This window comes from Paenibacillus lautus, assembly GCF_050482385.1.
In the GTDB taxonomy this organism is placed as follows: Bacteria; Bacillota; Bacilli; order Paenibacillales; family Paenibacillaceae; genus Paenibacillus_AQ; species Paenibacillus_AQ lautus_B.
Genome location: NZ_JBCNHV010000016.1, coordinates 154,786 through 168,045, shown reverse-complemented (window position 1 = coordinate 168,045; position 13,260 = coordinate 154,786). Strand labels below are relative to the sequence as shown.

At 50.2% G+C, this 13,260-nt stretch carries 9 protein-coding genes; all 9 read left to right on the top strand.

Translation table 11 applies throughout. The features are described 5' to 3' along the window. Window positions 1-101 precede the first annotated feature (101 nt). The 9 genes from ABEW73_RS21010 to ABEW73_RS20970 all read left to right on the top strand — a co-directional run bounded on the left by ABEW73_RS21010 (window position 102) and on the right by ABEW73_RS20970 (window position 13,227). Entirely contained in the window at window positions 102-1,178 is a 1,077-nt protein-coding gene (locus ABEW73_RS21010; RefSeq protein ID WP_430167833.1) for a GntR family transcriptional regulator, read from the top strand. 127 nt (window positions 1,179-1,305) lie between these two features. Continuing rightward, window positions 1,306-2,694: an ABC transporter substrate-binding protein gene (locus tag ABEW73_RS21005; protein WP_430167836.1), complete on the top strand. Its 1,389-nt coding sequence runs from the start codon at window positions 1,306-1,308 to the stop codon at window positions 2,692-2,694. Window positions 2,695-2,787: 93 nt separating this feature from the next. Then, a complete protein-coding gene (locus tag ABEW73_RS21000; protein ID WP_430167839.1) occupies window positions 2,788-3,681 on the top strand; it encodes a carbohydrate ABC transporter permease in 894 nt (297 codons plus the stop codon). A gap of 26 nt (window positions 3,682-3,707) precedes the next feature. Further along, window positions 3,708-4,529 carry a carbohydrate ABC transporter permease gene (locus ABEW73_RS20995; RefSeq protein ID WP_430206398.1) on the top strand — a complete coding sequence of 274 codons (822 nt, stop codon included), beginning with the start codon at window positions 3,708-3,710 and terminating at the stop codon, window positions 4,527-4,529. Window positions 4,530-4,651: 122 nt separating this feature from the next. Beyond that, window positions 4,652-7,009: a family 43 glycosylhydrolase gene (locus tag ABEW73_RS20990; RefSeq protein WP_430167845.1), complete on the top strand. Its 2,358-nt coding sequence runs from the start codon at window positions 4,652-4,654 to the stop codon at window positions 7,007-7,009. 37 nt (window positions 7,010-7,046) lie between these two features. Beyond that, window positions 7,047-8,813, top strand: a complete 1,767-nt coding sequence (locus tag ABEW73_RS20985; RefSeq protein ID WP_430167848.1) for a glycoside hydrolase family 2 protein — start codon at window positions 7,047-7,049, stop codon at window positions 8,811-8,813. Between the two features lie 1,203 nt (window positions 8,814-10,016). After that, window positions 10,017-10,427, top strand: a complete 411-nt coding sequence (locus ABEW73_RS20980; RefSeq protein ID WP_430167850.1) for a DUF6157 family protein — start codon at window positions 10,017-10,019, stop codon at window positions 10,425-10,427. 336 nt (window positions 10,428-10,763) lie between these two features. After that, window positions 10,764-11,777, top strand: a complete 1,014-nt coding sequence (locus tag ABEW73_RS20975) for a LacI family DNA-binding transcriptional regulator (protein WP_430167853.1) — start codon at window positions 10,764-10,766, stop codon at window positions 11,775-11,777. 22 nt (window positions 11,778-11,799) lie between these two features. Further along, window positions 11,800-13,227 (top strand): extracellular solute-binding protein, encoded by a 1,428-nt coding sequence (locus tag ABEW73_RS20970; protein WP_430206395.1) that lies wholly within the window; start codon window positions 11,800-11,802, stop codon window positions 13,225-13,227. Window positions 13,228-13,260: the final 33 nt, after the last annotated feature.

Sequence of the window (13,260 nt, the reverse complement as noted above, 5' to 3'; positions counted from 1 at the left end):
GAATGTATGTCGATAGATGTTTTTAGTCATTTACAAACACCAAGTTATATTATAATAATATACTAAATATACTATTTAAATCATAAAGGTTGTGATGGGCATTGAAATCTCTGCCGCTGTACAAAAAAATTCAGGAAGATATCAAGCGGCTGATCGCCATCGGCAAGCTGCGGGAAGGCGACCGTGTCCCTTCGGAGAGAGAATTGTCCGAACGTTACCGCGTCAGTCAAATTACAAGTAAAAACGCGCTGGTCGGACTGGTGGAGGAAGGCTTGCTTGTCCGGATCCAAGGCAAGGGCACCTTCGTCATGAGCAGGCCGGGGAACGCCACGGCGCTTGATCAGTTGGGAGAATGGACAGCAGGTCCGGGCAAGAGCGGGCGTATCGGGTTAGTGCTGCCGACGATGAAAACGAAAGTGGACCAGCGCTTTTTGGATAACATCGAGAAGTACGCATCTGCCGCAGGCTATGAAGTGATGCTGAGAATTACACGCGAATCCCAGCTTGAGGAGTCCAAGGTCATCTCGTCCTTTCTAAAGCAGGGGGTGGATGGCATGATCATTTTTCCGGTTGAAAACGAGACGTACAACGATTCGATTCTGAGGCTCTCGTTGGACCGTTTCCCCTTCGTTCTGATCGATCGGTTCTTGAAGGAGGTCAAGACATACAGTGTAAGCTCGGATAACGTTAATGGCACAAGGGAAGCCGTGGAGTATCTACTTAACAAAGGCCATTCGTCCATCGCGTTCATCTCTCCCGAAATTACGAATACGGTGACGGACGAGAGGGCCCAGGGGTTTGAGCAGGCTTTTCTGGAGCACGGATTGTCGATCGATAAAAGCTTATGGTGTCTCCTCCCGCTGGAAGAGATCGCATCAGGTCAGTCCATCGAACATATCAGGGCGTTTTTAGATGGCAGTCCCCATATCACCGGCATCATTACGGCCAATACGGAGCTGTGCAGAAATGTCTATAAAGCAGCAGTTGCATCCCGTAGACAGGTGCCGGACGAACTGGAGCTGATCACGTTCGATCCGCCGGATCTGCCGAATGTCCCGTATATCCGCCAAAACGAGGAGGAGATGTGCCGACTGACCGTAGAGCTTCTGATCGAGCAGATCGAAGGGGGCTTTGAAGCGAGAAGAATCGTGGTGCCGGTCATGCTTGTAAAAGAATAATACTCTAGACCGCTCGTGAAAAAGAGAGCGCTATTTTATACTAAATATAGTATATAAATTTATAATATTATAAGTTATTATGATTTTGTAAAGCGCTTACAAACCTTTTAAAGAAGAGGGGAATCGCATGAAACCGAAAAAAGGCAAGTTTGCAGGTCTGCTTATACTGGTGCTGATGTTTGTGTTATCCGCTTGCAGCGGAGGCGGCAGCGGTGCAAGCGGCGGGGCTTCACCAAGTAGTCCGGACACTTCGACACCAGGCAATGAAGCTCCAGCTGGGTCGGACCAGAAGGAACCCGTAACGATTGAGTTTATGGGCCACGGCAATCCGAACGAAAAGAAGATTTTCGAAAAGCTGATCGCTTCCTTTGAGGAGAAGTACCCGCACGTCACCGTTAAGTACACTTCGGTGCCGCCAGGCGAGTACTCCCAGAAGATGACGACGCTGATCAGCTCCGGCAAGGTTCCGGACGTATTCTACGTTGGAGGTCCCGAGTTTTACCGCTTCGCGGAAGCTGGAACGCTCCTCAACATTCAGTCCTATCTGGACCAGACCTCATTGTTTAATCCCGATAACGTATGGAAGCAGGCAATGGACCGCTACCGCTTTGACGGCAGCAAGGTCGGTGCCGGAGACATGTACGGACTGCCCAAGGACGTAGGACCATGGTCATTTGTTTATAACAAGGATTTGTTTGACAAAGCGGGTGTACCTTACCCTTCCGCAACGGCAGGGGAATGGACCTGGGACGACATGCTGGAAGCAGCTCAAAAGCTGACGGTCGACGCTAACGGAGACGGTAAGCCCGATCAATATGGTGTAGGCGCTTACAGCCTGGAGTCTGCGGTATGGGCGAACGGTGGAGAATTTATCGACTACGAAACAGGAACGGTAAAAGTGAACGAGCCTGCATTTTACGAGGCGATGCAATTTGTAGCTGACCTGAACCAGAAGCATAAGGTCAGCCCGAATCAGGAAGCCGAGCAAGCGATGAATGCATATACCCGCTTTATTAACGGTCAGCTTGGCATGTTCGCGATGGGCCCATGGGATCAACCGGCATTCTGGGAGCTTCCTTTTGGCTGGGACATTGCGGCGTGGCCGGCAAGCCCGAACACGGGACAAACGGCAACCTGGCTCGGCTCGATGGGATTTGCTGTTTCCGCGAAATCCAAGCACCCGCAGGAAGCATTCGATCTGGCAGCCTTCCTGTCCTTGGATGAAGAAGGTCAACGCGAGAATTACCAGCTCGGTCAAGCGGTTCCCAACTTGATCAACATGGCGGAAGGCGAATTTAAGGAAATGGACAAAGGACCGCAGACGCGCCAAGTCTTTCTGGACATTATCCAAGATTACGGTCGTCCGAACGTCATAGCCTTCTCAAAAGACACGCAATGGTACGATACGTTTAATCAAAACGCATACAAAGTTTGGAACGGTGAGATGTCAGCGAAAGACTTTACAGCACAGATCCAGCCAAAGATGCAGGAGCTGTACGACAAAGGAAATAAATAATGCCGCAGTGGCAGGGGGCGTCAGCATTCATTTCGGCGCCTCCCGCCGTACGTCATCCTGTCATAACGAATTCAGGCGAAGGTGGAATGGAATATGGGTACCAAGCTTGGCGGGTATCGCAGAAGAGAACTGGCGTGGTTGTATCTGTTCGTCGCTCCGCCGGTTCTCGGGTTTCTTTTGTTCGGCCTTGTGCCGATCTTGTTCTCGATCTATATCAGCTTTCACAAATGGGATATGTTATCCGACCCGCAGTGGATGGGACTCGCTAATTATAAAGAGCTCCTTAGCGATGAAAAAGTGTTCAAATCGATGTACAACACGGTGTTTCTAATGATCGGCATTCCGATCGGCATGGTGCTGTCGCTCTTGCTGGCGATTTTGATGAACCGCAAATTTGCGGGCATCTCGTTCATGCGGACGATCTATTACCTTCCGGTCATCTCGCCGATTATCGCGGTATCCCTGTTGTGGCAGTGGATATTGAATCAGGATTACGGGCTGCTGAACAACTTCCTTTGGGAGGTGTTTGGAATAACCGGGCCTAACTGGCTGGGCAAGCCGGAGTGGGTGAAGCCTTCGCTCATTCTAATCGGGTTGTGGGGCGGTATCGGCGGGAATATGGTGCTGTATCTCGCGGGACTGCAATCAATCTCCTCATCGTATTATGAGGCTGCGGAAATCGATGGCGCCGGGGCATGGCACAAGCTGACGCGAATTACGATCCCGTTGCTCACGCCAATCCATTTCTTCGTCATCGTTATGGGCCTCATAGGAGCATTCCAGTCGTTTAGCCAAATTTACGTGCTGGCGGTAGACGGCGGACCGGAATACAGTGGCGCCACGGTGGTTTATTATATTTTCCAGCATGCGTTCCAGTACTTTAACATGGGTTATGCCAGCGCGGTTGCCTGGGTTCTGGGCATTATTATCTTTATCGTCACGCTGGTTCAATTCAAGCTATCCAATCGATGGGTTTACCAAGACTAGGGGGGAAATCTGTGAATCGAAAAAAAATGACGGACCTCTGGTCATTGCTGTTGCTGCTTTGCGGTTCGATCTTTATGATCGCACCGTTCATATGGACGATCTCGACTTCGTTAAAGGATAAGCGAAACGTATTCGAAATTCCTCCTGTGTGGATCCCGGACCCGATTTCGTTCAGCAACTATACAAAGGTGTGGCAGGAATCGCCCTTACTTCACGGATTCATGAACAGCTTGATCATCGTGGTGATTGTTCTGACCATCGGCATGCTGGTATCCGCGATGTCGGCTTATGCATTCGGTAAATTCCAGTTTCCATACAAGGGCGTCCTGTTCATGGGATTGCTCGGAACGATGATGATTCCGTATTCGGTCGTTATGATACCGCAGTATATCGGATTTTCCAGGCTGGATTGGGTGGACACACTGCTGCCGCTCATCGTGCCCGGCCTGTTTGGCAACATCGTTGTGATCTTTTTTATCAGGCAATATTTGCAAAGCGCGATGCCGACGGAATTGATTGAAGCGGCGAAGATCGACGGCTGCAGCTTTCCGGGCATTTTCTTCAAAATCGCGCTGCCGATCATGAAGCCGGCGCTTGCCGCCCAAGCCGCACTTGGCTTTATGGGCATCTGGAACGATTTTCTCGGTCCGCTGATTTACTTGCATACGCCCGAGAAGCAAACGATTCAAGTGCTGATCGCCTCGATGCAGGCCATGTACATTGGCCAGTCGGACTACCCGATGATCATGGCCGCTGCTATCATCGCCATGGTGCCGGTAATCATCGTGTTCTTTTTCTGCCAAAGATACTTTATCGAGTCGATGGCAATCAGCGGAATCAAGGGGTGAGGCCTGTGCCGATAAGTAAGCCGCACTTGTCAAAGATCGTTTGTTGTCTTGGCACGTTAGGATTACTGGCCGGATTGGCATTGTCGGGATGCGATTCAAGGACGAAACCGGAGGCGGTCGATTTGGACATTTACAATGAAAAGATGTACGCCAATCCTTTTCCTTCCCTAGAGGAAGAATGGGAGGATTACGGCAACGGGGACCCGTATATACTGCGGCATGACGGCCGCTATTATCTGTATGTCAGCACAAAGGATCACCGGACGGGCATCAAGGCGTGGATATCGGACAATCTGGTCGATTGGAGGTATGCGGGTCTGGTGACGGAGGATCCCGTATCGACCGGCGCCTACGCACCTGAAGTGATTTACTGGAACGGCTGGTTCTATCTCTATACGTCTCCGGCAGGAAAGGGGCACTATGTGTTTCGCAGCGAATCGCCAACAGGCCCGTTCGAACGGATCTCCGAGAACGTCGGGATGAGTATCGACGGCTCGGTGTTTATCAACGATGACGGCTCCTGGCTGTTTACTCATGCAGGTTCGTCGGGCATTGTCGGCGTTCCCATGGACGGTCCCGCTGAATTCGGAGTGGGTCAGACGATTCCAGGGCCGTATCTGGGACATTGGACGGAAGGGTCCATGATTATCAAACGAAACGGAACCTATTACATGACGTATACCGGTAATCATGTATTCAGCAAAGGTTATCGCATTCATTATGCCGTGTCCCATGATTCGCCGCTCGGTCCATACACCATTCCGGCCAACAATCCGCTCGTCATCAGCACCAAGCCGGACTTCTACGGACTCGGCCACAGCTCGACCGTGTTGGGACCCGATCTGGATTCCTATTATCTCGTATATCATAACTTGACGGGAAGATCGCAAGAAGGCCCGCCAGTGCGTCGAATGAACATCGACCGGCTGGTCTTCAACGGAGACAAGATGGAGATTCTGGGGCCTACGAATTACGATCAGCCCGTCCCGGCAGGGCCGGTCTTTGCCGACAGGCTGGATGCAGCAGCCATCGATCAAAGCCGGTGGGAAGCAGCGAATTCTGGAGGAATTGCACAAATCGTGAGCAAAGAGAGCACGGATTTAATGTATACGGCCGAATATAACTTGGTCCCATCGAAGGCTCGCGTCGCCGCGTTGTTCGCGTATCAGGAAGCGAATCAATACGGATTCGCCGAAATCGAGCCGGAGCGAAACCGGATATCCGTGGGCAGGATGGAGGGAGGAACACGCGATGTGCTTGCAACGGCGGAGATTTCCGAAGACACGGATTGGTCCAAGCTGCACACGATTCGCGTCGAGCGCGGAGAAGATCGGTTGCGGGTTTACCTGGACGGCACTCTAAAGCTCGATCAATCGGCGTCACCGTTCGGACCAGGCAAAATCGGTTATCAATTCGAAACCGACGAGCCGAGCTTTTCGTATACGGCATTCTCGAATCACGCTTCCGGCAGCAGTGACTTCGAAACGGCCAAACCGCTTCCAGGCAGCATCGAAGCTGTGCATTACTTAAGCAAAGAAGGCAGAGGATTCTCGGTCCGCCATCCATCGGCAGCAGGCGCTTGGCGTAGTTTGGACGGTACGGCGATCCAGATCGCAGAGGATGGGAGCTACTCGGCATCGCTGACGGAAAAAGGCGACTGGTTGCGTTATGCGGTGAACGTGTCGGAATCCGGCATGTATGCGCTGGACCTAACGGTCAAAGCCGGAGCGGTGCCGGCATCCTTCAAACTGCTCGTGGACGATAAGAAAGTCGGAAACTATAAAGTCGACGGCAGCCAATACTCCGGTAATGAATCCTGGGTTAAAATTCGGGTTGGATCCCTAAAGCTTGAAAAGGGATTACATAGCCTTGCCATTCAATTGGACAGCGACCAAACGATGGAATGGAAAACGATGGACTTCGAGCTGGTCGACGAGCAAACGTTCAAGTTGGAGCGTCTTCTGGAACAAACAAGCTCCGAGGATGTCCACGGCCAGTGGATCGAAACTGCCGGCGGTTTTGCAGGCGCTGCTAATTCCGATGCCAAGATGTATGGAGGCAGCCCTCTTTGGACCGACTATCGCATCCGAACGACCGTGAAGCTGGGCGACGATCCGTCCGGTCAGGCGGGCGTGCTCTTCCGAGTGACTAACGAGTCGGATTTCCGGGATCAAGTGAGTGATTCGCTGATGGGATATTTCCTTTCGGTCAGCGCGACGAAGCTTGAGCTGTACAAACATAATTACGATTCCGAATTGCTGCATAGCGTCAAGGTTTCGCTGGAACCAAACGAGCCCGCAAGCTTGCGAATTGAGGCGGTACGAGGCACGATTCGCGTATATGTGCAGGACGGGAAAGAGCCGGTCCTGACATATGATGATCCCCTGGCATTCATGCGGGGGAGAGTTGGCCTACGATCGGTTCATGCGGAGCAGATCGAGCTCGGCGACTTAATGGTGGAATCCATAGGTACGAAATAGAAACGTTAAACTTACAGAAGATGGAGAGTGGAACATAATGTCTAGCTCGCACAAATATATTAAAGACTATCCCAGACCGCAATTGGTACGTGAAAACTGGGAAAATCTGAACGGGGAATGGGATTTCCGGTTCGACGATGCATGGGAAGGGGAAGACGGCAAGTGGTACGACCGTCTTGAAGCCGACCGCAAAATTACGGTCCCCTTCGCGTTTGAGACGAAAGCAAGCGGCATAGCAGATGAATCGTTCCATCCTTGCGTATGGTATGAGCGGATGGTTGCCATACCTTCCAAGGAAGCAGGCAAACGTATCTTGCTGCATTTTCAAGCGGTCGATTACTCGGCAACCCTGTGGGTCAACGGCCACAAAATCGGTACACATGAGGGAGGATACGCAGCCTTTTCCTTTGACATTACCGAAGCGATCGAGTTTGGCCGAGAGAACAGGATTACCGTTCGAGCCGTGGACAGCAACAGCTGTACCCAACCACGCGGCAAGCAGCGATGGATGAAGGACAACTTCGGCTGCTGGTACGTGCAGACGACGGGGATATGGCAGACCGTATGGATGGAGTACGTGAATCCGATTCATATCAACCGGGTGAAAATAACCCCCGAGCTTGAGCGCGGGGCGGCGAACTTCCATTACGAACTCGGCAATTCCGGGCATGATTACAATGGACTAACCCTTCAGACGATCATCCGGTTTGACGGTAAACTGATCCGGTCGACGGAAACGAGCGTAGAGCGCGGCACCGTAGCAGTTGACGTGAGCGTTGTTAACGAGGCCGTGGGCGAATGGAAGATCAAGCCATGGCACCCGAACCATCCGAATTTATATGACGTCGAGATGATCTTGAAACGAAACGGTAATCCTATCGACACGGTCTATTCATATTTCGGCATGCGGAGCATCCGGATCTTAGGCGATCAAATCATCTTGAATCATACGCCGATCTATCAGAGACTGCTGCTCGACCAGGGCTATTGGAACGATACGCATCTGACGCCTCCGTCGGAGGAAGCGCTGCTGGAAGACATCGACAAAACGCTTGCCCTCGGCTTTAACGGCGTGCGCAAGCATCAGAAGCTGGAGGATCCCCGTTACTTATATTGGTGCGACCGCAAAGGGCTGCTGGTATGGTCGGAAATGCCGTCGACCTACGAATTCGGGGACGATGCGGTGGAGCGATTCACGAATGAGTGGATGGCTGTCGTCCGGCAGCATTACAATCATCCTTCCATCATCGCATGGGTACCGTTCAACGAGTCCTGGGGGATAACCGACATAGCCACCGACCGCAAGCAGCAGCAATTTACCGAATCGATCTATCATTTGACCAAGGCATTCGATCAGATGCGGCCGGTCATCGTGAACGATGGCTGGGAGCATACGGTTTCGGATATCATCACACTCCACGATTATGAAGAGATAGGCGCTATGCTGGAAGAGCGATACCGGGACAAAGACGCGCTGTTAGGCAACGAATTCGCGCATAACAAGCATCGTTATCCATTCGCGCAGGGTTATGGCTATCGAGGCCAGCCTGTGATCATCAGCGAATATGGCGGCATCGCCTTTACAAGCGAAGAGGGTTGGGGCTACGGCAATCAGGTTCGTAACGAGGAGGAATTTTTGAAGCGATACGAGGGAATTACGCAAGCGATCAAAAATTTACCCTACGTGAGCGGATTCTGCTATACGCAAATTACGGACGTGCAGCAGGAAGTGAACGGCTTGCTGACGATCGATCGAAAACCGAAAGTGAATATGGACTCGATACGAAGCATAAACCTGGCGTAAGCGAATATGGACTGGATTCAAAACATAAACCTGGCGTAAGTGAATATGGACTGGATTCAAAACATAAACCTAGCTTAAAGCGAACATGGACTCGATACGAGGCTTTAACCTGGTATAAGGGAATAGAGGATGTTCATCCACACTTTTTTCTGGAACTATTTAGTATTATTTGGTATATAGGTATGCACAGCGAAGAAGGGACCCGTCAATCGACGGGTCTCTGTTGCTTCTTCCAGTCGTTTTGGATTGTATTTTCCATTCAAGGGGGAAATACAATGTGACGGATATGGGCCACTAACGAAGAGTTGCTTGAGGAAACTCAACCTGAACAGAATGGATAAGCGTGAAAAACTCTACGAAAGAGCTGGAAATGACAATAATGATAATCTGATTGAATAAATGCAACCGTCGGACAATTGATATGCAGTGTGCCCTGATGTATGTGGTCTGCATCTGATGTATGCAGTGTGCCCTGATGTATGCGGTCTGCATCTGATGTATGCAGTGTCGCGTCTGATGTATGCGGTGTGCATTTGATGTATGCGGACAGGAGATCTGCTATTTCCGAAAAAATGTACCAAATTCAAGACTTCGCGGACACAGAATCCGTTATTATCGGCTTTTTCCTGTTTTCAGGGTGATATGCCAGGCAATAGCGGAATCTGTGTCCGATTAACCTTATATTTAGCACCTTTGCTTACAAATAGCGGAATCACGGTCCGCATGGAGTTAGTCTAACAGCTTCTATCTCGTAAAATGCCCCAAAGCATCATTGGTTTCCCATATGGGTTTCTCAATATTTCAAATATTTTTCGTACCTGACGATAAATATTCAGATTATATTAATGTGTCCAAAAGTAGATAAATAGGAAAGGATATATAACGATACAAGAAACATGTCGTGAATCTATGTGTCTTATATAATGGCGCGCACCATGGAGATGTACCCTATGGTCGAATTCATGTAACTTTGACCGACCGATACGCCCGAGAAATGGCGCTACAATAAATTATATTACAATCCCAAAAGTTATCTCTAGTAAGGAGAACAGTATGCAATGTAGACGGGAGAACTTTATGTTACGACGTAAGTTGTTGTCCTGAGAAAACCACTATCTCTGCAAAGAAAATGAGGATATTATGTTCATATGGAAAGGGCCGGATGAGAGAGAACTAAAAATGAACTGGAGGTCATTCTTACATATGAAAGATATGAATTATTACAATACCTTTATTCAAGTTGCCGAAGACTGCCCTGCTATCGAGGCTGTAGTTCCGAAGGCTAAAGGTGAATCTAAGACCATACCGGTTCTTCAGTATGAAATGATATCGAACCATCCTTACAAATACACGCAAGAGGATGTGTTATTCGAAGTGTTTGCCGAGCGCAATCAAATCTCGGAGCAGGATAGAGCAACCGCTCGCGAGAAGTTCTTCTCCAAAGGGCAGCCTTGTCTCCGAACCTCATCTTTGGGCAAGCGCTATGGCTGGGGTATTCATCACGACGCTAACGGGAAAGTTGCGATTTATGCCGTAGAGTCAGAGGAATACGTAAAACTCATGAACGATAGAGGCATTGCTCAATGTAAGGCGATGCGCTCCAAACGAGCATAGGAGATTCATCCGGGAGGAAACACCTAATATGGTAACCCGGACACGATAGGGGTTGGGTTACCATTAATATACATGCATAGAAAGTCGCCTAATAGGCGGCTTTTCGTATTATCAGGTTAGCCAGAATCTTCTGGTTGGCCTTTTTTGTGGTCGTTTTACGAAGGGGGGAGCCGGGAGAACGTGGCGGCTTTAGGGGCAAGGATTTTTAATTTTCAATTAACAAAAACCTGCATTCTATTAAATTATTCTTTTTTACAATCAATGACGTAGGGTTATTAAACCGGTTTAATGATCCAGCAAGCAATCAGAATTTGCTAGAGAAAGGAACAACAATAGATGGCTACCATTGATGACGTTGCCAAAAGGGCTGGAGTATCCAAGGGAACCGTATCCAGTGTGTTCAGCAAAAAAAGGCCGATCAGCCAGCAAGTGACGGAGCGGGTACTTGAGGTAGCCCAAGAGCTGGGATATTTCCCGAATCATCTGGCCCGAAGCCTCGCGATCAGGAGGACGATGAGCATCGGACTCAAGATCCCTCTCCCGCCTGACGGGACGATGACGGCCTTTGATACTCAGTTGATTAACGGTGTCATCAAGGAATGCTCAAAGCAGGGCTACCGCTTAGTGCTCGACACTTTACCCGAGCAGGATGATCCCACGATGTATTCGCAGGATCCTGTCGATGGCGTCATTCTGCTCAACCCTCGAAAGAATGACCTGCGAATCCAACGATACCTGATGATGGGAACTCCCCTTGTGCTGGTGGGGCGGTCGGATCCATATGACGATTCGATCAGCTACGTGGATAACAACAACACAAACGTGGCTCATCAGGTAGGAGATTATTTGCTTCAAGGAGGACATAAATCTATCCTCTTCCTGAATGCAGCCTCCGATATGACCGTGTCTTATGATCGAAAACATGGCTTATTGGAAGCTTATAGCCAGTACGGTCTGCCGATGCGCGAAGAGTACGTGTTGTACTATAACCACAGGCTGCATGCCAACGGTACGGAATACGGATACATGTCCATCATGAATACTTATGGAAACATGAACTATACGGCAGTCATTACCGATACGGACAGAGTGGCCCTTGGCGTGCTGAGGGCAGCCAGGGAGCTTGATATTGAGGTGCCCGAACAGCTATCGGTCATCGCCCTCAGCAATGATGCGATTTTAGCTCAAGATATGAATCCAAAGCTGACATCTGTGGAGTTGTCGGCAGAGACGCTTGGAGCTGAAGCAGCCAAGCTGTTGATCGAGAAAATAAGCGATAAACATGTCCACAGGCAAATCATCATCCCCGCACAGCTGGTTGTGAGGGAATCCTGCAAAGTTCTTTCCTAATGACTAATAAGGAGTGGTTAGCTTGGTAAAACGAAACAAGATCATGAGTGCAATCATGGCTGTATCTCTGTTCGGAGGGCTGCTTGCGGGTTGTTCCCCGAACGCAGGCAGCGGTACACAGGAAGGCGGCAATGCCGCATCGCAAGCTGCATCAAAAGAAGAACGCACACTCAAAATCATGACAGGTGTCATCGGCGGCAAAACGCCTGAGGAGAACAAACAGTTCGAGCAAGAAATCGAACGTCTAACCGGCATCAAGGTAACGATGAACAAGCCGGCTGCTGACTATGACCAGAAGCTGCTTGCAGCGATCGCTTCCGGAGAAAAGTTCGACCTGCTGCAAATCAGCAAAGAGAAGATGTCCACCTTCGTTGAACAAGGAATTCTTACGCCGCTGACCGATCAAGTGAACGGCTCTAAGGTGCTGTCGGATCCAAACGTCATTCCCGCGAATGAGTGGGAACAAGTAAAGACGAAGGATGGCCAGATCTACGGCGTGTTCACCAAGTACCAGGGAGGAACGATGCCGATCGTTCGCAAGGACTGGCTGGACAAATTAAACCTGCCGGAGCCTGCAACGCTGGACGATTATTACAACGTCCTCACAGCGTTCACCGAACAAGATCCGGACGGAAACGGCAAAAAAGACACGTACGGACTCAGCACGGCCGGCATGTATGAGCTGCAGGGGTTCTTCAGCGCAGCGGGCTTGAAACAACGATATGTGGAAACGGCGGACGGCAAGCTGGACGTTCCATATTCTACAGATGCGGCCATCCCGGTTTATGAATGGCTGAACAAGCTTTTTGAGGAAGGCATTCTGGATCCGAACTTTACCACGAATGACACCGGTAAAATGCGCGACCTGTTCCTGACCGACCGTGTCGGCATGATTACGTACTGGGACGCTTGGGTAGGCATGCTGAACAATACGCGCCACGAACAAGATCCGAATACGAAATTCGAAGCGAAGGGCTTGCCTGGTGCAGCCGACGCGAACGGCAACCACATGCTGCGCAGAGGCGATCCGGATGTTTGGGTTGTTCCCGTCAATGCGGAGCATCCGAAAACAGCCTTTGAATTCATTGAATGGTGGCATTCCGAGGAAGGTATTACTCTGGGCAGCTTAGGCATAAAAGATGTGGATTACACGGTTGACAACGGCAAATACGAACTGACCCAAACCGGTAAAGAGCATGCTTCCGACCATGGCGTTCCTTTCTGGTATAACCGCAACGTCGAACCGCCTTTCGGTAAACTGCCGGGCGTCCAGGAAGCGCAGGATCTCGTCGATCAATACGCTTCTTTGGAATTAACCCCTCCGAATTGGGCGAATGCCGAGAAGATTATCAATGAATATTCCTTCAAAGCGATCATGGGCGAGATGCCGGCTTCCGACGCCGTAAAGAAAATGCGAGAAGAGCTTAAAGCAGGCGGACATATCGATTAAAGATGAAGAGGAGGGGCGGTGATGACGCCGCGC

What these genes read in the sequence shown, in the direction of transcription:
- ABEW73_RS21005 (WP_430167836.1), top strand. Translation starts at nt 1,306, where the DNA reads ATGAAACCGAAAAAAGGCAAGTTTGCAGGTCTGCTTATACTGGTGCTG.
- ABEW73_RS21000 (WP_430167839.1), top strand. Translation starts at nt 2,788, where the DNA reads ATGGGTACCAAGCTTGGCGGGTATCGCAGAAGAGAACTGGCGTGGTTG.
- ABEW73_RS20995 (WP_430206398.1), top strand. Translation starts at nt 3,708, where the DNA reads ATGACGGACCTCTGGTCATTGCTGTTGCTGCTTTGCGGTTCGATCTTT.
- ABEW73_RS20985 (WP_430167848.1), top strand. Translation starts at nt 7,047, where the DNA reads ATGTCTAGCTCGCACAAATATATTAAAGACTATCCCAGACCGCAATTG.
- ABEW73_RS20980 (WP_430167850.1), top strand. Translation starts at nt 10,017, where the DNA reads ATGAAAGATATGAATTATTACAATACCTTTATTCAAGTTGCCGAAGAC.
- ABEW73_RS20975 (WP_430167853.1), top strand. Translation starts at nt 10,764, where the DNA reads ATGGCTACCATTGATGACGTTGCCAAAAGGGCTGGAGTATCCAAGGGA.